The following is a 25,318-nucleotide window of genomic DNA, read 5'->3' as shown; positions in this document are numbered from 1 at the left end:
AGCCAGCAAGTGTTGATTGATCGTTTTTTTTCTTAGCAGCCATTTCGAACTAGAAACTATTGATTTACCCAGTATTATCCAGGTTAAATTTATAAGACCTAAATTAAAAACTTGATAGTATGGATTAAAACCCTAAATAGGGAATATTTAATCAAAGAGATGTTTTTTACCTTCTGGTGTAGTACCTGCAAGCAGTTCCTCCTCATAAACTCTGCTTGATCTTTCGCCTCCCCTTGCTGCAAAAAGCATTGGGAGGTTTTTTTTGGCCTGATATTCAGTTGATCTGATTTAGTTTGCGGATCTTTAACTGATTTACCCCGGACAGCTTGCCGGTCGTTTCAGTCCAAATCCAATCCTCTATGGTGCATTGTGGCGCAAAACCCGACACAACATCCTTAAAGATCTTTCTAACCTGTTCGTAATCATCTGCCAGAGTCGCTTTCTCCAATTCCTGCAGTTTTTGGTTTAGCATTTTCCACGGCACAATCTCTTCCTGCGCACGCATAATGCGGGGATGACTTGTCTCAGAAACATTCTCGCCAATCAGTAGCTCCTCATACAACTTCTCGCCGGGCCGTAATCCGGTAAACACAATCTCTATATCACCTGATGGCTGGGTATTGTTTTTTTCTGTAAGCCCACTCAAATGGATCATCCGCCTGGCAAGATCCAGAATACGGACAGGTTCGCCCATATCAAGCACGAATACATCGCCACCCCGCCCCAAAGCCCCTGCCTGAATAACCAGCTGAGAGGCTTCAGGAATCGTCATGAAATACCGGATTATTCTGGAATCAGTAACTGTAACGGGGCCTCCTCGTGCTATCTGTTCTCTGAACAAAGGCACAACTGACCCTGAAGAGCCCAATACGTTGCCAAACCTGACCATTGTGAAACGTATTTTATGATTTTCAACATTATCCACGCTCAGCGCTTGTAATATTAACTCGGCAAAGCGCTTCGTTGCCCCCATGGTATTGGTGGGTCTTACCGCCTTATCTGTGGAGATGAGCACAAATGTCTCCACTTTTGACTGAATTGCGGCCTTAGCCAGGCTTAACGTACCAAATACATTATTTAACACCGCCTCGCCCGGGTTCTTTTCCACCATTGGCACATGCTTGTAGGCGGCCGCATGATAAATAGTCTGAACACCGAATACCGTACAAATTTTCTCCACCCGCTTTTGATTAAGCACCGAACCTAAGACCGGCACAATGCGAAGCTGCGCATTCAAACGAGTTAAGCTGCTGAGTAGTTCCTTTTCAAGTTCATACAGCGAAAATTCGCTCATTTCAAACAGGATAAGTGCGGACGGCTTGAGGGCAAAGATTTGCCGGCATAATTCAGATCCAATCGAGCCCCCGGCACCGGTTACCATCACCACTTTGCCGGAAATATTAGCTGTCAACAGTAGGGGATCCGGCGTTACAGCATCCCTGCCCAACAAATCAGCAACATCAACTTCTTGCAGCTCATCAAATGTAACCTTGCCTTGCGCCATGTCGGCCATGCCAGGCATTGTTCTGACGTGAACAGGATAAGGTTCCAATCGTGAGATTATTTCGCTTCTCCGGGCTCTGGTCGCAGAAGGAATAGCCAATAACAAATCGGCAGCTTTATGGCGCTCAATCAAGTAGGTCAGCGCACTTAGAGGATAAATTCTTATTCCATTGATTTTTTGCTTATGCAATTTACTGTCGTCATCAATAAACGCAACTGGCCTATATTCTCTGCCATTGATTAATGCTGCCGCCAACTGTGCGCCGGCGCTCCCTGCACCGTAAATGATGACATTTTTTCTGCGGGTATTTTCCTTTTCAGTATTTGCCGTAAGACGGGCATATAAATCGCCAAACCACCACCTCGCCATGAACCGGCTTCCCGAGGCAAAAAACAACATGAGTAGCCAATTCAATGGCGGGACAGTTCTAGGAACAAGACCGAGTCTTAATTGGAAAACCAATGCGGCAAATATCAAAGCATAAAGCGTAACGGCTTGCGTAATGGTCGCGAGTGCCCTAACCCCGATATAACGAATAATTGCCCGGTATAAACCCATCCTGATAAAAATAGGAATAACAGTACACGGTGCTAAAACAAACAAAATCCAAATATGATCCGTGGGCACATAAAACACCCCGAGTCTTAACGAAAAAGCCAGCCACAGCGCAAAGACCGAAAAAAACACATCCGCACTCATCGTGATGACTGCCTTTTTGGGCCGGGACAGCATAAGAAACCAATAAGCTAGCCGTTCCATTTTCAATTCATTATCATAAAAAGATCACTCATTTCCTTATCATTAAAAGTTTAAAACTGACCGCCCAATGTATGCTTTGGAATTCCAAGCAAAGCTAACAATCGGTAGAACTGCACAAAACCTCAATCAATCATTCGTCGTCCCGGCACCCGCTGTATATGCTAAAAAAAACAAAGGGGTCATTGCCAGCAAACAAATTAATGGCGCCCATACCTCAACTTTCAAAGTTAAATAAGCCAAGGGTAACAGCCAGAAAATATTGATTAACAACACGCCAAGAGTCACTTTTTTATGCGAGGCCAAGCGCCTGGATAAAATTTGATATGCATGACTTCTGTGCGCCTGATGCCAAATTTCACCTCTTAACATTCGTATGATCAGCGTTGTTGTTGCATCCACTATAAATACCGCCAATAAAATCCACCAGCACCAGATATTCAAAGCCCCATTTATTGAGGTCATAATGGCCAGCAAACCTAACACAAACCCTAAAAATCCGCTGCAGGCATCACCCATGAATATTTTTGCCGGAGGCCAATTCCACACCAGGAAACCGCTTACGGAAACGAGCAATAATAAAGGGATCAATACCCAATCTATCTGGCCTTGAAACCACAACAGCAAAACAGCCGAACCAGCTGTTGTAAGTGCCTCAACGGCCGCAATACCGTCGATCCCATCCATAAAATTATACAGATTCAAAATCCAAACCAGCATCAATACATAGAGCAAAAACAAAACTACCTGGCTTTTTAAGGCAAACGAAAAAAAGTGAATCACAGGCAGTTCAGGTAAATAAAGCAATGCGCCCGTTCCCGCCAGAAAATGCACCAAAAAACGCCACTTAGCAGACAAAGGACGGTGATCATCCCAAAACCCGATGCCAGCCACCAATGTGCCGGCAAGTATCAATATGGGTATGAAAGCTGGATTAAATTCGGGTGAATACGTTAAAGCCAACCCGCCAATTCCCGACAAAAACACAATTACAACAGCTAAACCGCCGCCTCTTGGAGTAGCAACAACGTGTGAACTCCTCGCATTCGGAATATCCATCAGGCGTTGATTTATAGCATAACGCCTGATTATTCCGGTCAATAGGTAACTAGCTGCAAACACCAATAAACACACCGTTATTATTATATTCATGGTATGCCTACGATAAGGAGATCAGGTTTAGAGTTGCTAATTGCACAATGGTCATGCCCTTCGAAAAATTTTCAGCCCGCCTCAATGAAGCCATCTCGCTCACAACACATTTAAAATGACGCACTGGAATCTTATGGCTTAAGGAAACGCACTATCTCGGGTAACGCACTGAGCAAATCATGAACGGGTCTAAAACCCAATTCACGCTCAATTTTTGCCGATGAATACCAAGCCGAGCCGATTAATTTGTCCAGCGTATCAGAATCAAAGAAAAACCGGCGCCCGCGCAATCGACCTAACCCACCTCCAGCCTGAGCCAGAACTTGCAGCAAACCCAACGGCACGTTGAATGACGGCGATGATTGACCTAAAGCCTCACAAATCCAATCATATATTTCTCGGGTTGAATAGGGGCGGCCATCTGAAACAATATAAATCTGGCCTGCAGCTTGAGGATTTTCAGCTGCCAATAATGCCGCTTGCACCACATCCTCGACATGAACCATCGACCGCTTGTTATGCACCTCCGGCAATGGCGGAAAATAACCGCTCCGGATAGCGTTAATCATACGTGGCAAATTGCCTTTTTGCGTGTTGCCGTACACCATGCAAGGGCGAATGACGACAGGATGCGGCACATACCCGCCATGTAAAACGAGCTGTTCTGCTTCATATTTGGATCGACCGTAAGGGTCATCAGTTAGTTCTGTTATCGTTTCATCCATTGGCTGATTGAAACTGTTTCCTACTGCCTTGACGCTACTGAAAAACACAAAACGCTGAACACCTCCCCGCTTGCCCGCTTCTAGCAACTTGCGAGTACCTTCGGTGTTGATTTGGAAATATTCGGCTTTGTCTTGGTTAGTTTCGGCAAGGGAGTGAGCTTTACCGGCCAAATGAAATAGGGTGTCAATATCGGCACATAAACTGGATGGAAAGTTATCCTCAGCCAGATCGATTCGATATGACTCAATTGTATCGCCTGTCTCTCGCCGATTCAAAGCCCTGACCTTAAAGCCATTTTTCGATAAGTGCAGAGCGATTCTTTCACCGATAAAACCACTGGCCCCGGTTACCAAACAAATCCTCTTCATAAATCTCCATGTAACGATTTAGCCAGTTTCTTTAATGCACCCAACAAATCGCCCCTTATTGGTGATGCCTGCTACAAAGCTTTATAACAAACAACTGAAGACAGAAAAATACAAAAAATGTGATGAGTCGATTATCGGTTCGCAGCCAATGACTGTCCCATTAACACTGACAAATGTTCCAGCACTTTTCGCTTATCCGCTATTGGCTCATCAAGCAAGCGCCGGTTAACTAGATGCCGCACCTCGCCTAAAGCAACTCGGCACTCATCAAGCAATCGATGTGCAATTTTAGCCGTCAAACCACAACTCTCTACTGCAAAACGCAGCAAATAAGCCTGCGACCACCATCTTTTACTCCCCAACAAAGTCAGAGCAGCAATATCCTGTTTTAGATATACCGTGGTGCTCACCACATCATAGGCTGGAGCCAAGCGGATAGAGCTTAAATCATCATAGAGCAGGCCGAAATTTTTCAAATGCGCATCGCCATTTTGCAAACAATTATTTAACACCACCATTTTAAAAAACTGCTGCAACGAACGCATCTTATTAACCGGGCTGCAAAACAGCTTGATTGTTTTGGCGATTTGTTCATAACTGCCAACATATTTATCATCTCGCTGTTTACCTTGTAACACACACATATCCTCGAAACCGATACACTCACCTTGATCTGTCAAATCGAAGCGTTTCATCACAAACAACGCATCATCATCAGACAAATAAAACTCCGGCACATCAACACCAGCATGCTTTAAGACTTGCATGCAAAAATACTCATTTAAGGCCAACTGAGGATAATCCGGCCCCCAAGCTTTAACAATATAATCATTCAACTTTAGTGAGGCTTTATCAACCACCTTGGCCAAGACCTTGGGCTGGACCCCACTCAAGGCACTTTGCAAAGCAAATCGGCTAACCAGTTCGTCAAACAGATCGTCCAGTTGACTGTGCAACAACTCATCTAGATGTAATGGCACAGTCAAAGCAGATGACTCTCCCGGGTAATGAACCCTGCCCCTAATCGATGGCGACAGCAGACGTAACAATCCAAAATCGTCCGTGGCAGTTAACTTGGTGAAGTGTTTTTTGATGATTGATAACAAATAACCTTCAGGTAAATGCATCTCAAATATGGGATGTAATCGAGGATGTGCATAACTTTTATTCCGGACAGGCATTGTAAGAGATACAAAGTAATCGCTATCCGCATCGAGGTAATTAAAAATAAACTCCGAGCTTTCTTTTAACAAAAAACCAGCTGGTTGATTTTGCACATAGACACGCAAGCCATCATTCACCGGCCAGCTCCTCCAGAGTCGGAAAGGGGGACTTTTCTCTCAGCTTTACCTCATAACCAAGATAATCCAAAATACTCAGCACTTTCCGAACCCCAACATCGCCAGAACGCCCTTTTTCTAGCGCATTAATAGTTGCCCGGGAAATCCCCAAATCATCAGCAATTTGCTGTTGAGAAATGCCTCGTAGGCGTCTTAATTGTCTTATTTGCCGCCCAAGCTCGTAAAAATCCATGCTCAATGGTAATGACTAAAATATTTTACATATTAATAAATTTATTCTCATATGTAAAATATATTGCACTAAATCATACCGCGAGCAAAGTAAATTTGTTCAACCACTGACTGTAACCTAACGTAAGTATTCAAATAGTTTGAAAGGATATTTTGAAAGAATTTTAAGCCAATTGGTAGTTATTCCATTCTCACTACAAGCACGTAACACTTCCCGGTTTAGCAACATTGTATTACGCCATCCTCCCGTGCTAATTCCCCCTGTGCGCATTTTAACCACCACTTCCGGTAAATAACCATAGCGCAGGTTACCCTCCTTAAATATTCTAGCTACAAACTCGTAATCACCAGCTATTTTAAAATCGGTTTTATAAAAGCCATATTGTTCGAATACTGATCGTCTGATAAAAAGTGATGGATGTGCCGGCATCCAACCCCAGGCAATTTTTGAAGGTGAGAATTGCGCAGAACTAAAGCGGCGTTTGATAACATCCGGCTTATTAGGCGAAAAAAAAGCGATATCGCCATATAACACATCAAGGCTATCTCGCTCCATCTTTAGCGATATTCGTTGTAATATTTCAGTATTAGCATAAACGTCATCGGCATTTAATATTCCTATCACATTCCCTGTAGCCATAGAAATACCCTTGTTCATAGCATCGTAAATCCCTTCATCTCGCTCTGAGACATACCGGGTTACACTCCGTGCATTTTTTACGATATCCAGGGTGCCATCAGATGAGGCACCATCTACAATGATATGTTCGTAGTCACTGTATTGCTGAGATGCAACTGAAGCTATCGTATCCGCAATGGTTTCTACACTGTTGTAGCAGACTGTAATAATTGAGATTGTTGGGTAGCCATTCGTCATAATAAGCTGCTATATAAAGCTTTATACTTTTCAGCAATCACTTGGTAAGAAAAATTTTCCTCCGCATAAATCCTGCAATTGATGTTAATTGATTCCACTTCTGATTCACAACTAACTGACTCGTTGTTCAATTTTTTTTGTTCTAAGACCCAAACTATGCCAGCCGCCAAATCGCTGCAGTCAAATGCGCTTGCTAGGTAACCTGTCTTTTTGTGAACAACAATGTCTGACAAGCCCCCAATATCAAAAGCAACAACGGGTACGCCACACGCAATCGCTTCAAGCCCTGTATTAGGGAGATTATCTTGCCTAGAAGGAATTACTAACAGATCAGCGGCATTGTAAAAATCTCTTAATTCATCCTGGGAAGATAGGTGCCCTGTAAATATTGTCGGTATCTGCCAATGAACGTCCTTAGATGGCTTGACTTCCCCTACTACCACTACCGTCAAATTATTAATAGCACTGTAGTTTTGATCTAGCCTCTCTATAGCATCAATCAGTAGATCAAAGCCTTTCCTGGGGTCTTTGCCGCCACCAACGGCTCCAAACATTAAAACATCTTCGTCAGCTGACAACCCTAAATGCTGTCTACATCTTGATTTAGATAAAGGCTTCCAGAAATTAATATCAATCGGATTATGAATTACGCTTACTGGCCAATTAGATGTCAACTTAGATTTTTTTACGCATCTCGCCAACCAATTACTTGGGGATACAATATGAATCGGCTTTTTCCAAAATTTAATTTTCCTGCCCAACGTCCACATTTCTAAATCGAATTGCTTATTGGATGCACGGGCGTCACAAGAATTTAGTTCTAGCTCTTTTTCATCAAAGTAGTGACTTGCCCCAGATACTAGCCACATATCATGCATGGTCCAAACCAAAGGCTTAGTAATTCGAGATATATCTTTTATTGACATCATTTCGCCATTAATCCAATGAAGATTAATGACATCCATATCTGAGTCATTCAGGACATCTGGCCAGCAAGAAGGAATCACTGCGGGTGAAAGAGTTGTTGAATCGTTACGTTTGACCAGCCGGGCAAACCCTGTGCCAATCGAGTTTCTAATGTATGAAATGAACTCAGAAAAACGCACACCAGATAGTCTTTTTTTTATATTTGGATTATCAATTTCACCGGAATCTATATATTTAAGTACGGTAACGCCATCTGAGAGCAAAGCCTCAAACAAACGATCAGCAGCAATAGCTGCACCGCCTTTTTTGTGATGCTTGTTAACAATACCAATTTTCATCTGACGAATATTCTTCTTTTAACCTTAGATATCAAAGTGCTCAATGGCGAATTAACCATTCCGCCAACTTTGCGGGAAATATTCTCAGCTGCACGGGCTCGATCAAGATTTGGTTCAGCAACTTTCCTATAAACCTGGGCGTGATATGCCCCTTTAATAACACCAAGATATTTCAGACCCAGATTTTTAGACACAAATGAAAATGTATGTCTTAAATGAAATGTGGATGGAAGGTGACAATTGATATACGGATAAAAGCAGTTAGCAAAAACAATTATTCCACTTTTTTTTACTGCTTCGGTTAACTGAAACGCAAGTAATACTGGATCTTCAACATGCTCGAGCACGTCCTGTGCAATTACCGCATCATATGAATTATTGGTTATCTCTTGAACTTGTCTAACCCTTGTAAAATTCTGGAGTCGGTAAATACCCAACTTGGACGGATATGGCTCTATTATTGAAATATCAGCATTTGGCAAGACTTCACTAAGTGTAATAGCCATTTCACCAAACCCGCCACCATAATCAGCAATGTTAACTACTCCTTGCTTTTCAAGAAATTTAGCAATTGCAAATCTATGGTCTTTAGAGACCTTATCAAATTTTGTAAATAATCCATTAACTATCCATATTGGATGACCATAATAATCAGCTATCCGCTGGTCGGATAGGGGCTTGGTATTATCTAATTTGAGATCATTCCATACACGATCCATTTCCGACCAAATCCAATGGACGTCAGGAATATTTTTAGAGAATGTAGCCAGATAATCAATCTCATACTGGGATAGGACTGAACGAGGAATTTTTTCTCCCCAAATATCAATCGTTTCCATCTAAAAATAAGTCTCGCTGATCATTTGAATTTTTCTTAACCAATATATAGCTAGGTTTTGCCTTGCGTGTTTATCCAAAAAGCTTTTTATACGACATATAGCATCATCTGAGACGCTAACCAACTCAGGCAAGTCTATATCTTGTTTTTTATTAATTATCTGATGCATCGAAAAATGATCAGAATTTCGGCAATTTTCGCCTGTGCCATCATGACCAACATTCATGACATATGAGGATGTAGGATTAAGACACAAACCACCATGCGAAAAAATCGTCGCATACCAGAAAACTGCCCAAGTATTAATCTTACCTTTTCGATTCAACTTTACTTGACGCCAAAAGTTGTACGTCCCATCCAGGTTAAATGCATTGATTTTTTGCGGCGTCCAGCTTCTGATCATCTCGTCAGGTTTTTTGGAGAATTTATTCCATCTATTTGCCCATGTAGCCCAGCCCCAGCAATTCATTGTTTTCCAGAAAAATGCATCACCTAGTCCAGATGGCTCAATAGGGTAATTCCACCCACTTATATGCCAAACCAGTTGATTATCTTCATACATATTCAGCGCTGAGTTCATGTAGCCAAGAAAATGCTCACTAAAAATCAAGTCATCTTCAAGTACAATAGCCCTACCATACTTATCACATATCGCTGTCACACCGTCTATGATTGAGTTTGCGAGACCCCAGTTTTTCTCGCGCTCTATAATCGTGATAGTCTTAAACCCGGTTATCTGGTGTATCAACGCCCTAACCTCATTGACTGCCGATTGAGCACCTTCATGCTTTGCTGCATCTGAGAAAATAAACAGATCAGAATGCACAGCCTCGGCATTCTTGAGCAAAGCCTCGACTGTTTCACGGGTATGTTTAGGCCGGTTGTAAACAAATAATGCAATGGGTGATGTATTAGTTGCCACAATATCTAAACTAGTTAAGACTTCAAAATGGCGACAATATTTTGATAAGCAAATATTTCACAAAAAACCGGCTTATATTTTTCTATTTTAACCATGTCATTAGGCAGAAGACGATAAAAATCAAAATTCGGCAACAAATCCCAGAAATCCCAGAAATATGTTCTGCTTGCCACATTCATCTCATTAAACTCAAAATGGATTGCCGATATCTTTCCTGCTTCCAACTGTTTAGTGACACCTTTAAGCACATTGAGCTCATTACCTTCAGTATCAATCTTGAGCAATGCAATTTTATCAATATTGTTTGATTCAATAAAATCACTAAGCGTAATAACATTAACTTTATGTTCAATAGCTTTAGAATTATGAATATTCTCAATTACATCCTGGTAAAGAGAGGCATGAGAAGAGCCATCATTATCTTGATAATCATATAGCGACAACACGCCAGTCTGCGCACCAACAGCAGCATTAACAGCATGAAAGTTTTCGGCATTTATGTTTTCTTTTAACTTTAGAAAAGTCAATGGATGCGGCTCAAACGCATAGATAGAAATGGCCGGATTTGTCGCCAAGAGGCTCTTTGAGTAATTGCCTATATTGGCTCCAACGTCCAATACGACACCGGCCGGCCTATTCTTAAAATATCTTTTAACAAATTCAGCTTCACCGCTAACTTTATCGTTACTGGAATTCAATACTCCCAAACCACTTAGACTGCAGTAATAAAGCAGCTTATGTAATTTATAAAATGATTTTCTTGCGAATAAGTAACTGTATAATTTAAGCAGTAACATCATCTTGACAAGCTCTCCTTCGAATTGCTGGAATAAACGGTAACATTGCCGCCGATTTAAGTAAAAAAGAGCGTCTAGTATTTTTATTGATACCATCAAACAAATAAGCTGCTGTCACTTGCGATATTAGCGACGCAATAGCAGCTCCCTTGCCTCCGTATAAAGGTATCAAGAGAAAATTTGCGGCAATATTTACGATTAAACCTAGCGTTGTTCGATAAAAAGCACTAGTTTGCATATTTTCGATTAAAAACCATTTACTGCTGGTTACTCCGAAAAAAACAAAAACACCTGTCCATATATGAATCGCAAGCACGGTTCCAGCTTGCGCGTAAGCTTGACCAAACAAAACTATTACTAGCCAATCAGCCATAAAGGTCATTGGAACCGACACGATCAAGGCCAGGAATACCATTAAATCGTAAAGTTTTTGTAATCGCTGAAAATACAGTACATTGCTCTGTTTTTTCGTTTCTATCAGCGTAGGAAATACCGAATTAACAATGGCTATCGGTATGAAATACCAGACTTCGCTGATACGGACAGCGGCGCTATAAATGCCGACAGTTTCTTCTCCCAGCATTTGCCCCAGCATGATCTGATCAACGCGCATGTACAACGATATGGTTAGGCCCGACAGAATAAGCGGCCAACTATCGTTGAGCAGCTCTTTGGCTCTCTGGAAATTATTTTGCCAGGTCCGCAATCGACCAATCCGAATGGCGAACATGACCATTAAGCCAACTGCAATGGCTATACCTTCGCCAAGGATGATCCAAACAAAAACAATCAACTGCGCATGATGGACAATGAGTACCACTCTCGCGACTGCAAAAATCAGAAAAACACTGTTCTCAACCCAAACAGAATATTTTGACTCAACTTGAGCTTCAAAATAGAGTTTCACTACATCGGCGGCTTTGAATAGCATCGATAAACTAAGTATAGTCACCATGAGTTTGATTAATTCGTCACCAGGTCTAACAAAATCAATAGATACTATTGCAAGAATCGCCGCTAAGAAACCACCGAAAACCTGCAGCATGAATGCTGTACCCATGGTTAAAACAGCGGTTTCCGGAGTCTTGATTAAGTCTCTCACCACTATGCTATTAAGACCCAATCCGGCAATCGCTCCGAACAACGCCACAAATGCCGTGGTATAATTAATTAAACCAAATTGCTCCGGCCCTAAATAACGCGCCACCCATATACCAACCAGCAAGCCAATCCCCATGCGCAAAAGACGGTCGACAAAAAGCCAGCTGGTGTTGGCGAGTATTTTTTGCAGTTCGGGACGATGCACTATCCTATTCCTTAAAAACGCGGGTAAACACAGCCACCAATTAAATGTAGTAAATGTCATTGCCTAGCCATTCAATAACACATCCTGAAAAGAACAGATGGGGTCTGATTTAGGAGCTTGTCCGAGAATGGGAAACTTGAATAAACTAGCATAATTAGTAGTATCTATTTTAAATTTTGGCACTATATACTGTGTTATAAATTTTGAAACTCGTATTCTCGTACAACCTCCCTGTAATCATGCATTTTGATATTACAAATGCGCAAGCTATTACAGTAGTTGAGGATAGATTTTTAAAAATTATGCCGTTTTTTAAAGCTATTTAGTTAATTAATTCAGAGCTATAGTCAAATCTGGTGTATCACCCATTTGAATTAGGCGGCCATCTGCTGCGTTTCTTCTATTTTCTCTGCCTCCGTAATAATGGCAATGCCGTCCTGGAAACGGATGCCCTCAATCACTTCCGGTATTCGTTTAAAACCCTGTATCTTGCGCCAACTCTTCTCGGCCGTCAGCGCCAATTGAAACACCAATCCCATCAAGGTAGTGCGCGAGACGCAGTTTTTAGTGCGCGTGGTCCGATGGCGAAACGTCGCAAAGCTGGATTCAATCGGATTAGTCGTCCGAATGTGTAGCCAATGCTCAGCGGGAAAGTCGTAAAAAGCCAAGAGTGATTCGCGATCTTTTGCCAGCACTCCCACTGTCTTGGGATACTTGGCTTCAAAGTTACGCTGGAAGCTGTCGAAGGCTGTTTCCGCCTGAACTTTAGTTTCGGCCATCCAGATTTCTTTTAATCCGGCATTGGCTTTACCTTGGATAGAATCGGGTAGCGCCGCCAACACATTCGCCGTCTTATGCACCCAACACCGTTGATGCCGTGTCGTCGGCCAAGCCTCGTTGATGGCCGCCCAGAAACCCAATGCGCCGTCGCCGGTGGCCAGTTTCGGCGCTTCCTATAAGCCGCAAGCTTGCATATCTTGTAAGACACTCAGTCAGGACGCTTTTGATTCCCGATAACCGTCCGATAAGGCCAGCAAGCGCTTTTCACCTTGTTCGTTGACGCCGATGATGACCAATAAGCACAGTCGATCATCCTCGCCGCGCAGGGTCGAATAAATACCATCCGCCCACACGTAGACATAGCGTTCCTTCGCTAAATCTCGGTTATTCCAGGTTTTGTAGTCCTCAGCCCATTGGGCTTTTAAGCGACTTACCACCGCCGGCGACAAACCTTTGGCCTCGTCACCCACCAGTACCGACAAGGTCTCTTGTATGTCGCCGGTGGAAATGCCATGTAAGTACAGCCAAGGCAAGGCCGCTGCCACGCGTTGAGCTTTGCGCACATAGGGTGGCACGAGGGTTGAGTTGAATTTAACCCCGCCGCCGGAGCGATCCCGCACTTTGGGAATTTTGACCGTCACATTACCCACACCGGTGACGATCCCCCGTTCGGGCAAATAACCATTGCGCACCACAGTTAAACGGCCCTGCAGATCAGTGACCTTAGTATAGTCACTCAAAAACGCTTGCAACTCGGCTTAAATCGCCTGTTGGATCAAGGCCTTGGCCCCGGTTCGCAACAAATCAGTCAAAGGATCGATAATTGCCTCTGTATTTCCCCACTCTTTTGCTTTATCTTTGTTAATGGCGTTTTTCATTAGTGCTGTTATTCAATCTCGGTAATCTTATTTCAGCAGAGAACGCCACCTCTCTTCAAGCCGGGCTGTACACCAGATCTAGTTATAAAATTGATACCCAGCTCAAACGAAGCCTGGATAAAGCGAATTGTAATCCGGAAAAGAATGCTCAATATGTCTACTTGCCGCTACTTGTCAATCCTAACAGGCTGTTGATTTTATCTCCTCAGCAAGCCGCATTGCTTCGTTAAATTAATCGCGAGATTAATTCATAAGGCATTGTTATACATGGTAAAATAGTTCTATCATCAATAATTTGCATTGATTCCATGCGCGGCACCGACATCACTCAAGAAGAACTATTCAGTTACCGAACCCTGGAAGCGAGGATTCCGCAAAAGCATCCGCTCCGCAAGCTGCGCAAAGTGGTCGATCTGTTGCTCGCCACGCTGGATGACGAGTTCGACGCACTCTACGCACGCCGCGGCCGGGATTCCATTCCTCCGGAGCGCTTACTCCGCGCCAGTTTGTTGCAAGTCCTGTTTTCCATACGCTCGGAGCGGCAGTTGGTAGAGCATATCGACTTCAACCTGCTGTACCGCTGGTTCGTCGGCTTGACCATGGACGACGCCGTATGGGATCACTCCACCTTCAGCGCCAACCGCGACCGCTTGCTGAACGAGCGCATCACCCGTTTGTTTTTCGAGCGGGTTCTGGCCTTGGCGGACTGGAAGAATTTGGTCTCCGACGAGCACTTCTCTGTGGACGGCACCCTGATTCAGGCCTGGGCCTCGCACAAGAGTTTCGTTAAGAAAGACGGCTCGACCCCGCCGCCGGAAGATGGCGGTCGCAACCCCACGGTCAACTTCAAGGGCGAGAAGCGTAGCAACGAAACTCACGCCTCGACCACCGATCCTGAGGCTCGGCTGTACAAAAAGAGCGAGGGCGACAAGTCGCAGTTGGCGTTCCTCGGTCATGCCTTGATGGAGAATCGTAACGGTTTGGTGGTCGACGTCGAAGTCACCCAGGCCACCGGCACAGCGGAACGCGAGGCGGCCGAAACCATGGTCAAGCGGACAATCCATAAACCCGGCGCAACCTTGGGTGCCGATAAAAACTACGACACCCAAAACTTTGTCGCCGCCATGCGCCAGCGCAAGGTCACCCCGCATGTCGCCAGCAAGGACAAAGGCTCGGCCATCGATCGTCGTACCACGCGGCACGACGGCTATCGCAAAAGCCTCAAAATCCGTAAGCGGATCGAAGAAGTCTTCGGCTGGGCCAAAACCGTCGGCCCGCTACGGCAAACCAAATTTCGGGGCTTGAAGAAGGTCGCCGCGCAAACAATATTTACTTTTGCCGCTTATAGGCGCCATTTTCGGCTGGCGTTACAGTACTGCTTAGGCGGTAGTGTGCCTAAAATCCGCCAAAAGGCGGAGTTTAACCCCCTTCGGGGCGAATATAACCGGCTAAAACCGGTTTTTGAGGCTTAATCAGGCTTCCAGACCACCCGGCGCTTCAAAAAATGGCGTCGAAACCGAAGGTATATCGGCAAATTTCAACAGCCTGCTAAACGGATGGTCATTGCTCCGAACAACCTGGATTCCATCTTTACTCCATTCAGGCTGCTTGCTTATGCCTGATTTATATCCATATTTTGGAAAAATCGAACTGAATTCCACATTTTCCTAGGTCAAGCTCAATGCTCTCTTTGCTGGCATCCAGCATCTTGATGTACCGGCCCTCCTGCAAGTGATAGACCTTGGCAATTGAATCAATGGGATCTACGATCACATAAAATTTAACGCCTTCCCGCTCGTACAGTTTGAATTTGGTAGTACGATCCTTGTGTGCGGTGGCTTTGGAAAGAATTTCGAAAATCAAGATAGGAGCTTTGCTTAAATAAGCGCTTTTTTCCAATTCTCCGCAAACTACCAAATTATCTGGCTGGACCGTGGTTTCCTCGTCAATTTTCCAATCAACAGGCAGTAATGCATGACATTCCTGGCAATATTCCAAAGCACGCTCTAACTGACTGGCAATGTGTTGACTGATTGCCTGATGGGCAATGCTGGGTGAAGGACTCATAGCGTGAGCCAGTCCGTAAATGAGCTCCCATCGGCCTTCCCATTGCACATAGTCATCGTAAGTGTAATGAGGCAAATCTTCTGCGCTTGGCGTGCTCATAAGTTGGTTATTTTTGGAGACTGAGATCGAACAACCCGGGTTCCGTTACACTTCATTCAGGCAACTTTCTGGATTTTTTGCAATACGCACTTTTCTTACTGGTACTTATCAAAATCATCTAAAGATTTAACTATTTCGACTTCTTTAGTCAATAGTTCAATCTCTTGCTTCAAACTTTCGTATTCGGCTAGCTTGATATCGAGAAACCGTTTGGTCAGCAACCCTTTTTGCGCAATTCCCATTGGCGTTAACAAATACACATAGGCCATGCGGTTTTGACTATTACGAAAGTTTTGCATTTTGATAAATCCGCGATCAAGTAATGCCTTGAGGCAATAATTGATTTTTCCTACGCTCACACCCAAATTTTCAGCTAACTCGCGCTGATTCATCTGCGAATTGTTTTCCAATAAACGGAGTACGCGCAAATGGGTTTCTTCGTTTAAAGAACCTGACGGTTTATCGTCGTTTTCCATTGTAGTTATAAAATGTCGAACGAGAATTTGGCTTAAGATGATCTTACATTGTTTTACAAAAAACACGCTACCGCCCTACTGTGTCACGATCAGCAAGCGCGGCAATCTGTTCAACTATTGAACGCACTATACCACTGAATTTCCTTAAGGGAAATATTGGGGATAATCAATACGGATAGAAGTTAATTGAGTTCTGAATTGGGGGAGTAAAAGACCTATGATGGAGAGCACATAGGCTTATTGTTATCCGGAACTTAGCAGGATTTCTTTAAATGTACGATGTCAAATTTTGCCTTGGTAGGCTTACCGAGAAACTCCATCAAAACCAAAGCCCGTGACTCTCCGTCTGACATCTGATAAATGGCCTCCATACCGGAAAAAGGGCCTGTGATGATTTGTACTTTTTCACCCTGATTAAATAATTTATCAGGCTCACCCGTCTTCAAATTATTTTCAACATTTTGCAAAACATCAACTAGCTGATCGTCGACTTTTGCAATTTCTCCACCGAAAGAAACCAATGCCTGCACGCCTTTGGTAGATCGAATGGCGTTCCAATTCAATCCATTATCCGAACAGATAAACAAATAGCGGGGAAACAAAGGTTCGATACCAATGTATATTTGCCCTCGCCTAATTCGTTCAGCTTTAAATGTTGGCAAATAACACCGAAATCCTTGCCTTGCCAAGTTTTCAAGCGCTCGATTTTCTTGCCGAGGCTTGGTATGTATGACATGCCACGTCATGTTATTGGGGAGTTATAAGAAACCTGATGCAATGGGTTTACTTAAAATTGATGACGAGCAGGGTAGCGGAAACGACTAAGCCTAATGTCCAATACATCAATCGATCCAACCTTCGATTCATTTCCATAAAACCTGTATTCATATCTTTGCGCATTTCTTCAAACCGTTTATCCACAAGTTCGAAACGCTTATCAACTTGCTCAAATCGCTTATCAACCTGTTCAAAACGTTTATCGACCTGCTCAAATCGTTTATCAACTTGCTCGAAACGTTTTTCCATCTGTTCGAACCGCTTTTCCATTGCATCGAAACCTTTTATCATCAGGTCTCGCTGGTGTTTCAACTCTTCTTCAACTCTTACGGTCCGCTCTCTGAGGTCTAACTCATATCGTACGTTGGCATTATTTTTTACATCAGGCTGCCTGGCAATTATTTGCTCCACCATCCGCTCAATTTCCAACAGGTCTTCTTTGGCCAACATAAGATGTTATTCCTGATATTTTTAATGACTTTTACCACAAAAGAAGAATTTCAGACAAATGACTTATATATGCCCGAGATGATTTATCTATTTCTCTCAACAACAAACCGTTTTTTAATAAACAAAAAAACCAGACAGCTTTCCAGATGTCTGGTTTTCGTTTTGACGCTATGCTTTTATTTTTTTGGTGAGCTCGTCAATATAATATCTGCTTTATTTTTTTCTACAGTTTTTTCACCGATTCCCTTGACCTTAGCAAGATCATCAACCGATTTAAAATCACCTTCTTTTGTTCGATGTTCGATTATTGCCTCGGCTTTCTTGATTCCAATACCATTAAGTGAATTGGCAATGGTCTCTGCGTCTGCGGTATTAATGTTAACGGGTTCAGCAAAGGCGTTGAATGTAATGAGTGCGAATAAAGCCAATAAATATTTCATTTTCTACTCCAGGAGTTTTGATTGATACACCACAGCATTTAGTGATTGATGCTCGCTCAATGCCGCTCAATTAAAACTCTAGACATTCCTTCAGAAATTACAATTCGCCACAGAGTATTTACTAGATAGAATTTCAAATTATTGACTAAGTTCACACTCTAAATTTGCTCAACGGCCAATGGCGTAATAGCTCAGACCGCTATTTCTAACAATGTTAGGCTCATACATGTTACGGCCGTCGAAGATAACTTTATCTTTTAAATGGCGGCTGAGTTGATCAAAATCAGGACTACGGAACTGCTTCCACTCCGTCACAATAACCAGAGCATCTGCGTCAGTGAATGCATCGTTTTGAGTTTTGGCATAAACAAGCCCCGACTTATCGCCGTATATGCGCTCCGCTTCTTCCATGGCTTCGGGATCATAGGCTTTGACTATGGCACCGGCATCAATCAACGAATCGATCAATACCCGACTGGGGGCTTCTCTCATATCATCGGTATTAGGTTTGAATGACAATCCCCATAAGGCAAATACTTTACCCTTCACATTCCCTTGATAATGATCATTAATTTTTTCAAATAACCGCTGCTTTTGGCGATCATTGACATTTTCTACAGCGGACAAAAGCTCGGCATGGTACCCAACTTCCTTGGCGGTTCTTTCTAATGCTTTAACATCTTTAGGAAAACACGAACCGCCATAGCCACAGCCAGGATAAATAAAGCTGTAACCTATTCTGCTGTCGGAACCTATACCTTGTCGCACATGCTCGATATCGGCGCCTAATTTTTCAGCCAGATTGGCCAATTCATTCATGAAACTGATCTTAGTCGCCAGCATCGCGTTAGCGGCATATTTGGTCAACTCTGCAGAACGGACATCCATCGCAATGACTCGTTCCCTACTTCTATTAAAAGGCGCATACAACGCTTTGAGCAATTCCGCAGTTCTAGGATTGTCTGTACCGATGACGATACGATCCGGTTTCATAAAATCGTCAATAGCTGCACCTTCTTTCAAAAACTCGGGATTGGATACGACGTCAAACTCATAATCCTTACCACGGGCTTTTAATACCTCCAGCATTCTGTTTTTTACTTTATCTGCGGTTCCAACCGGTACTGTCGACTTATCTATGACAACTCGATAACCTTCCATGTGTTCTGCGATGCTTTTGGCTACCGCCAATACATATTGCAGGTCTGCAGAACCATCTTCATCCGGCGGTGTGCCAACGGCAATAAACTGAAACAGACCGTGTTCAACCGCTTCCTTTGCATCTGAAGTAAAACGTAATCGCCCGGCTGCTTGGTTTTCCTTTACCATGGCGTCCAATCCAGGCTCAAAGATAGGAATAATTCCTTGTTTCAGCTTTTCTGTTTTTACCTGATCCACATCCATACAAATAACATCATTGCCGACTTCCGCCAAACAAGTCCCCGTTACCAAGCCCACATAGCCACTGCCAAATACGGTAATTTTCATAACTGATATCTAACCCTTATCAATCCGGTTTAAAGTTAAAAACATATTTTAGTAATAAAATGGCTGTAGACTAACATGATTGCCAAGTTTTTCGAATCCGTTAAAATCTGACCATGGACAAAACTATAATTTCAGTTCAGCAATTGATGAGCGGCTTTTCGCAAACCGATTCGCTGAAAATAGAGAAGGCTCTCGCCATTGTCAGTCAGACTGATGCGAGCCCGCCCAGCCTCAGGCCCAGAGGGATTGATGTAGCCATGATATTGATGGCAGTACACATCGATGTGGAGACCATTTTGGCCGCTCTCCTTAGCGACTCGCGTATCGCTGGACGTATTAGCGAACCTGACATTGAAAAAAAATTCGGCTCGATCGTCGCCGCCCTTGTTAAAGATGTCAACTGGCTTAACAAATTAACCGTATACAACCTGGAAATGGCCAATCAGCCCAATCAGGCAGAGATATTACGGCGAATGTTGCTGGCCATGACCCATGATGTCCGGGCGGTACTGATTAAACTTGCATACCGTATTCAAAGGTTACGTAATCTTCACAGTGAAGATTACGATATGCGCCGTTTTATTGCGCAAGAATCACTGGATATTTACGCGCCACTGGCAAACCGGCTGGGGATAAATCAATTCAAATGGGAATTGGAAGACCTGGCTTTCCGTTATCTTGATCCTCAAAACTACCGCTTCATTGCAAAGTCTCTGGCGGACAACAGGAATCAGCGGGAAGCCTGTATTCAATCCTTCAAAGAAACATTATCTCAAGCGCTGGAAAATGAACATATTAACGCCAAGGTTTATGGAAGGCCTAAACACATCTACAGCATTTGGAACAAAATGTTCCGGAAAAATCTGGCGTTTGAAGATTTGTACGACCTGTTGGCCGTGCGCGTTATCGTTGACAATATGGCTACCTGTTATTCAGTACTAGGGCTGGTGCACAGCCTTTGGCAATACATCCCTAAAGAATTTGATGATTACATAGCAAACCCCAAAGAAAATGGCTATCAGTCTTTGCATACTGTCATTCTTGATACTCAGGGAAACCGGATAGAAGTCCAAATCCGGACACGCGATATGCATGAATTTGCTGAACTCGGTGTGGCAGCCCATTGGCGTTATAAAGAAGGCAGTCAGCACAATGCTGCAACCGCAAAAAACATTGCTTCATTGCGTAAGCTTCTCGATGAGCGTGATAATAATGCCATTCTGATCGAAAATTTCCGTACTGAATTATTCACCGATAGAGTGTTTGTATTAACTCCAGCGGGAAAACTGGTTGACCTGATCAAAGGAGCCACACCACTGGACTTTGCTTATGCCATCCACACGGAGATCGGGCATAGCTGCCGCGGAGCTAAAGTTGACGGCCAGATAAGACCGCTTACCTATCAGCTTAAATCCGGCCAACGGGTAGAAATTATCACCGTCAAAAACGGTTACCCCAATCTGAACTGGATAGATCCCAGCTTGGGCTATCTGAAAACATCCCGTGCCATCAGTAAAGTAAAAAGCTGGTTTAAGCAACAAAAGCAATGCGAAAACATCACTATCGGTAAACAGCTATTAGATAAGGAAGTGAAACGTCTGGGGGTTAAAGCACTGAACCTCGACGAATTGATTAAGCATTTCAAAATGGAAGATAGCAACTTCTTTTTTGAATCCTTGGGCCGCGGTGACATCAGTGTTCAACAAATCGCTCATGCGCTGCAAATACCTGAACTGGAACCCGCACAGCTAAGATACAGTCCCCAAAAAAACCTGCCCAGGTCACAAATAACTGTCGGCGGTATCGACAACATTGAAACATCGCTTGCAAAATGCTGCTCTCCTGTCAAAGGAGACAATATTATTGGTTTTATTTCTCATAAAAGAGGTATTACCATCCACCGCCGCAATTGCCCTAATATCTTGGCACTTGATCCGGAAAAGAAGTTACAGCTCATTGCTGCCGAGTGGAATAGTGGGCAGCAAACCCGCCATATCGTGCCCATCGTTATCCATGCTTATAATAGCCAAACCCTGTTAAACGATGTCTCGCAGATTTTGTTCCAATCAAAAGTTCATATTACTGATGCGTCATTGAGAACTCATACCGATTTATCTGCGATATTGTATATGTCAATTCTGATTGAAAATACCGCTCAACTGAGCCAGGTGCTGAGCAGGATCAGTCAATTGCCCACCATCACTGCAGTTAAGCGCAAAACCTGATTCCGCCGGCTTAGCATCGAGCCCCCCCTGAAACCTTCATACGCCATGTCTCAACAGCAATCACCCTATCTAGTTCTTATCGACGGTTCCTCATTTTTGTTTCGCGCTTATCATGCGGTACCGCCATTGACCAGTCCTCAAGGGTTACCGACCAATGCGATTTACGGTGTGACGAACATGCTGCGCAAGTTAATGAATGATTACCCAACCGAATACATTGCGGTAATTTTCGATGCCCCGGGAAAAACCTTCCGTCATGACTTATTTGATCAATATAAAGCCCACCGGCCGACTATGCCTGATGATTTAAGGGTGCAAATCGAACCGCTGCATCGGCTGATACAATGTATGGGCTTACCGTTAATCATGGAACCGGACGTTGAAGCCGATGACGTTATCGGAGCGCTTGCCCGGCAAGCTGAACAGCGCGATTTCAAAGTCGTCATCTCGACGGGCGATAAAGACATGGCACAATTAGTATCGGACCACATTACGCTGGACAATACCATGTCCAATACTCGCACCGATATTCAAGGGGTGATCGAAAAATTCGGCGTAAAGCCTGAACAAATCATTGATTATCTAGCGTTAATGGGGGACAGCGTTGATAACATTCCAGGCGTACCCAAGGTGGGTCCGAAAACGGCCGCCAAATGGCTGACTGAATACGGAACACTGGAAAACCTGGTAGCCCATGCCGATCAGATAACCGGAAAAATCGGTGAAAATTTGCGCGCCAGTATCGATCAGCTGCCTCTTTCAAAAGTGCTGACGACGATAAAATGCGATATTCCTTTGCATTATGAATTGGATGATTTGAAAATCAGGCCCATTGACAAAGACGATTTAAAATCTCAACTTACTGAACTCGGTCTTTTGTCCTGGCTTAAACAATTGAACAACACCAGCGATGTGAGTCGAGCCAGTCCTGAAACTTTAATCGAGGATTGTCCGCCTGTTGAACGGCACTATGAAACTATTTTGACTGATCAGGATTTCAACCGCTGGTTTGAACAATTGAATCAGGCTTCTCTGTTTGCATTTGATACTGAAACAACCAGTCTGGACTACAGTCAGGCAGAAATTGTCGGTGTGTCTTTCGCAATAGAATCCGGCAAGGCGGCTTATGTACCCTTAGCGCATGATTATCCGGATGTTCCAGAACAGCTGGATAGAGCCACGATATTGGAAAAATTGCGTCCGCTCCTCGAAAACCCTGAAAAATCCAAGCTAGGCCAAAATCTGAAGTATGACGCGAATGTACTCGCCAATTACGACATAGAACTGAAAGGCATCACTGAAGATACGATGCTTGAATCTTATGTGTTAAACAGCACAGCAACAAAACACAACATGGACGATTTAGCAAAAGAGTATCTGGGCTTAACCACCATTCATTATGAAGATGTGACAGGAAAAGGCGTCAAACAGATTTCATTCCGGGAAGTGACGCTGGAGCAAGCCACGCCTTATGCCGCTGAAGACGCCGATATCACCCTGAGACTGCATCACGTTCTCAGCGCTAAACTGAAAGAGCAACCCGCGCTGCTGGCGTTATATAAGGACATAGAAGTCCCGTTGCTGAGTGTCTTGTCCCGCATCGAAAGAAAGGGTGTTCTGATTGATTGTGCGATGCTGGCTCAACACAGCCTGGAACTGGCCGGTCAGATTACTTCCATTGAACAACATGCTCACAATCTGGCCGGTAAAACCTTCAACCTGGGCTCCCCCAAACAAATACAATCGATCATTTATGATCAGATGAACATACCGGTTATCAAAAAGACGCCCAAAGGTCAACCATCCACTGAGGAATCGGTGCTGCAGGAACTCGCAATTGACTACCCGCTACCCAAACTGATTCTGGACTACCGTAGCCTGAGTAAGCTCAAATCCACGTATACCGACAAATTACCGCAGCAGATCAACCCCAAAACTGGCCGGGTTCATACCTCATACCACCAGGCGGTAGCGGCAACAGGAAGGCTATCTTCCTCGGATCCTAACCTGCAGAATATCCCGATCCGCAGTAGCGAAGGCCGCCGAATCCGCCAGGCATTCATCTCACCTGACGGTTATAAAATCGTCGCAGCAGATTACTCCCAAATCGAACTGCGCATTATGGCCCATTTATCGGCTGACTCGGGATTACTGGCAGCATTCTCGCAAGGACAGGATATCCACAGTGCCACGGCGGCTGAGGTTTTTGGTGTTTCATTGGAACACGTAACATCGGATTTGAGGCGTTCCGCCAAAGCCATCAATTTTGGGCTGATTTACGGCATGTCTTCTTACGGCTTAGCGCAACAGCTCGGCTTGTCGCGTGGTCAGGCCCAATCGTATATTGATTTATATTTTGCCCGTTATCCCGGAGTAAAACAGTATATGGAAAGAATCAAAGCAGTTGCCAAAGAACAGGGCTATGTAGAAACCTTGTTCGGCCGCAGGCTTTACCTGCCCGAAATTAATTCTCGCAATGCCGCTCGCCGTCAATACGCCGAGAGAACGGCCATCAACGCACCTATGCAAGGTACTGCTGCCGATATTATTAAACGCGCAATGATATCGGTGGATGAGTGGCTTCAACATGATAAGCCTGATGCCAAAATGATTATGCAAGTACACGATGAATTGGTTTTTGAGATAGCGGCGGCCGATCTAAATCAATGCGTAGACCGGATTCGCTCGATTATGTGCTCGGCGGCTCAACTTGATGTTCCGCTGATTGTCGATATAGGTAGTGGGAATAATTGGGATGAAGCCCATTAGTAAAAATAAAATATTTTTTGGAACTTTTTTAAAAACCTTTTATCTCACCGTTACGCGTTACCCATACGCTGAACCGGATCAGACGTTCCCCCCTCAATGATCCGGTTCCTTTCCTCTAGCCCCCAGCACTATTACTCTGGGGGCTTTTTTTTGATCCCTCAATTATCTTATTCATTTAATGGATCCGGATTGAACCATTGATCCAGCAGCCCGTGAATTTCATCAATCCCAACTTTTTTAAGTGCTGAAAATAGCTGCACGGAAACTTGTATTTCAGAATTCGCTAGCTCTTTTTGAACACTCAATAACGTATTTTTGGCCGCGCCATAATTTAATTTATCCGATTTGGTCAGCAAGATATGCAAAGGTATTTTGGCGTGCCTGCACCAGTCAACCATCTGCTTATCAAATTCCATCATGGGATGCCGAACGTCCATAACCAAAACAATGCCGCACAGCGCCTTGCGACCGGTTAAATAACTTTCAATCATCACATGCCATTTCTTTTTGACTTGGACCGGTACCTTGGCATAGCCATAACCCGGTAAATCGACAAAGCGTTTATGCTCGTCAATAGCAAAAAAATTAAGCAACTGGGTACGGCCTGGTGTCTTGCTTATTCTTGCTAAAGATTTTTGTGAAGTGAGCGTATTGATCGCACTTGATTTTCCTGCGTTTGAACGGCCTGCAAATGCTATTTCGAGGCCTTTGTCCTCAGGAGCACTGCGTAAATCCGGCGCGCTGTTAATAAATTTTGCTTGATGATAAACTGGATTCATCGTTGTCTCGCTAAGCCTTACTAATTAGAGTAGAATTTCGACCAAAA

The 25,318-nt window shown here is 43.8% G+C and carries 20 protein-coding genes and 2 pseudogenes; 3 read left to right on the top strand and 19 right to left on the bottom strand.

Features of this window, described 5'->3' with window-relative positions; genetic code table 11:
- Positions 1-274 precede the first annotated feature (274 nt).
- The 12 genes and pseudogenes from GO003_RS05135 to GO003_RS05080 all read right to left on the bottom strand — a co-directional run bounded on the left by GO003_RS05135 (position 275) and on the right by GO003_RS05080 (position 13,701).
- The gene (locus GO003_RS05135) at positions 275-2,263 is read right to left on the bottom strand and encodes a polysaccharide biosynthesis protein (protein WP_159655681.1); all 1,989 of its coding nucleotides are present in this window, start codon (positions 2,261-2,263) and stop codon (positions 275-277) included.
- A gap of 126 nt (positions 2,264-2,389) precedes the next feature.
- Positions 2,390-3,412 carry an MraY family glycosyltransferase gene (locus GO003_RS05130; RefSeq protein ID WP_159655679.1) on the bottom strand — a complete coding sequence of 341 codons (1,023 nt, stop codon included), beginning with the start codon at positions 3,410-3,412 and terminating at the stop codon, positions 2,390-2,392.
- Positions 3,413-3,543: 131 nt separating this feature from the next.
- Entirely contained in the window at positions 3,544-4,506 is a 963-nt protein-coding gene (locus GO003_RS05125) for an NAD-dependent epimerase/dehydratase family protein (RefSeq protein ID WP_159655677.1), read from the bottom strand.
- A gap of 131 nt (positions 4,507-4,637) precedes the next feature.
- A complete protein-coding gene (locus tag GO003_RS05120) occupies positions 4,638-5,807 on the bottom strand; it encodes a type II toxin-antitoxin system HipA family toxin (RefSeq protein ID WP_159655675.1) in 1,170 nt (389 codons plus the stop codon).
- A complete protein-coding gene (locus GO003_RS05115) occupies positions 5,800-6,039 on the bottom strand; it encodes a helix-turn-helix transcriptional regulator (RefSeq protein ID WP_159655673.1) in 240 nt (79 codons plus the stop codon). The genes GO003_RS05120 and GO003_RS05115 overlap by 8 nt, the downstream gene beginning before the upstream one ends.
- A 117-nt stretch (positions 6,040-6,156) precedes the next feature.
- Positions 6,157-6,915: a glycosyltransferase family 2 protein gene (locus tag GO003_RS05110; protein ID WP_159655671.1), complete on the bottom strand. Its 759-nt coding sequence runs from the start codon at positions 6,913-6,915 to the stop codon at positions 6,157-6,159.
- On the bottom strand, positions 6,912-8,180 hold the full coding sequence (locus tag GO003_RS05105; RefSeq protein WP_159655669.1) for a glycosyltransferase: 1,269 nt from the start codon (positions 8,178-8,180) through the stop codon (positions 6,912-6,914). Before GO003_RS05105 ends, GO003_RS05110 begins: the two co-directional genes overlap by 4 nt.
- Positions 8,177-9,019 carry a class I SAM-dependent methyltransferase gene (locus tag GO003_RS05100; RefSeq protein WP_159655667.1) on the bottom strand — a complete coding sequence of 281 codons (843 nt, stop codon included), beginning with the start codon at positions 9,017-9,019 and terminating at the stop codon, positions 8,177-8,179. The genes GO003_RS05105 and GO003_RS05100 overlap by 4 nt, the downstream gene beginning before the upstream one ends.
- Positions 9,020-9,940 carry a glycosyltransferase family protein gene (locus GO003_RS05095; RefSeq protein WP_159655665.1) on the bottom strand — a complete coding sequence of 307 codons (921 nt, stop codon included), beginning with the start codon at positions 9,938-9,940 and terminating at the stop codon, positions 9,020-9,022.
- A gap of 14 nt (positions 9,941-9,954) precedes the next feature.
- Positions 9,955-10,638, bottom strand: coding sequence for an FkbM family methyltransferase (locus tag GO003_RS05090; protein WP_231088829.1), 684 nt, complete (start codon positions 10,636-10,638; stop codon positions 9,955-9,957).
- Between the two features lie 85 nt (positions 10,639-10,723).
- Positions 10,724-12,043, bottom strand: a complete 1,320-nt coding sequence (locus GO003_RS05085) for a flippase (RefSeq protein WP_206444656.1) — start codon at positions 12,041-12,043, stop codon at positions 10,724-10,726.
- Between the two features lie 374 nt (positions 12,044-12,417).
- Positions 12,418-13,701 (bottom strand): annotated as a pseudogene (locus tag GO003_RS05080) (IS256 family transposase).
- Between the two features lie 308 nt (positions 13,702-14,009).
- Between GO003_RS05080 and GO003_RS05075 the strand changes: the two are divergent.
- Positions 14,010-15,047, top strand: a pseudogene (locus GO003_RS05075) (IS5 family transposase); the annotation flags it as partial.
- Between the two features lie 277 nt (positions 15,048-15,324).
- Here the strand turns inward: GO003_RS05075 and GO003_RS05070 are convergent.
- The 6 genes from GO003_RS05070 to GO003_RS05045 form a co-directional block, all read right to left on the bottom strand.
- Positions 15,325-15,867 carry a Uma2 family endonuclease gene (locus GO003_RS05070; protein WP_159655659.1) on the bottom strand — a complete coding sequence of 181 codons (543 nt, stop codon included), beginning with the start codon at positions 15,865-15,867 and terminating at the stop codon, positions 15,325-15,327.
- Between the two features lie 95 nt (positions 15,868-15,962).
- A complete protein-coding gene (locus GO003_RS05065) occupies positions 15,963-16,409 on the bottom strand; it encodes a MarR family EPS-associated transcriptional regulator (protein WP_206444655.1) in 447 nt (148 codons plus the stop codon).
- Positions 16,410-16,597: 188 nt separating this feature from the next.
- Positions 16,598-17,089 (bottom strand): transcription/translation regulatory transformer protein RfaH, encoded by a 492-nt coding sequence (gene rfaH / locus GO003_RS05060; RefSeq protein ID WP_159655657.1) that lies wholly within the window; start codon positions 17,087-17,089, stop codon positions 16,598-16,600.
- Between the two features lie 37 nt (positions 17,090-17,126).
- The gene (locus GO003_RS05055; protein ID WP_159655655.1) at positions 17,127-17,570 is read right to left on the bottom strand and encodes a hypothetical protein; all 444 of its coding nucleotides are present in this window, start codon (positions 17,568-17,570) and stop codon (positions 17,127-17,129) included.
- A gap of 176 nt (positions 17,571-17,746) precedes the next feature.
- Positions 17,747-18,010 (bottom strand): ComEA family DNA-binding protein, encoded by a 264-nt coding sequence (locus tag GO003_RS05050; protein ID WP_159655653.1) that lies wholly within the window; start codon positions 18,008-18,010, stop codon positions 17,747-17,749.
- A 168-nt stretch (positions 18,011-18,178) separates the two neighbouring features.
- Complete coding sequence (locus GO003_RS05045) at positions 18,179-19,498, bottom strand: UDP-glucose dehydrogenase family protein (protein ID WP_159655651.1); 1,320 nt, start codon at positions 19,496-19,498, stop codon at positions 18,179-18,181.
- 113 nt (positions 19,499-19,611) lie between these two features.
- Between GO003_RS05045 and GO003_RS05040 the strand changes: the two genes are divergently transcribed.
- Positions 19,612-21,723 (top strand): RelA/SpoT family protein, encoded by a 2,112-nt coding sequence (locus tag GO003_RS05040; RefSeq protein ID WP_159655649.1) that lies wholly within the window; start codon positions 19,612-19,614, stop codon positions 21,721-21,723.
- A gap of 45 nt (positions 21,724-21,768) precedes the next feature.
- Positions 21,769-24,492, top strand: coding sequence for a DNA polymerase I (gene polA, locus GO003_RS05035; RefSeq protein ID WP_159655647.1), 2,724 nt, complete (start codon positions 21,769-21,771; stop codon positions 24,490-24,492).
- A gap of 167 nt (positions 24,493-24,659) precedes the next feature.
- On the opposite strand, the gene yihA is transcribed toward polA, so the two are convergent.
- Entirely contained in the window at positions 24,660-25,271 is a 612-nt protein-coding gene (gene yihA / locus GO003_RS05030) for a ribosome biogenesis GTP-binding protein YihA/YsxC (RefSeq protein ID WP_159655645.1), read from the bottom strand.
- Positions 25,272-25,318 lie beyond the last annotated feature (47 nt).

Source organism: Methylicorpusculum oleiharenae, assembly GCF_009828925.2.
Lineage (GTDB): Bacteria > Pseudomonadota > Gammaproteobacteria > Methylococcales > Methylomonadaceae > Methylicorpusculum > Methylicorpusculum oleiharenae.
Note: the sequence above shows the minus strand (reverse complement) of the source record. Positions and strands in the feature narration are given on the sequence as shown.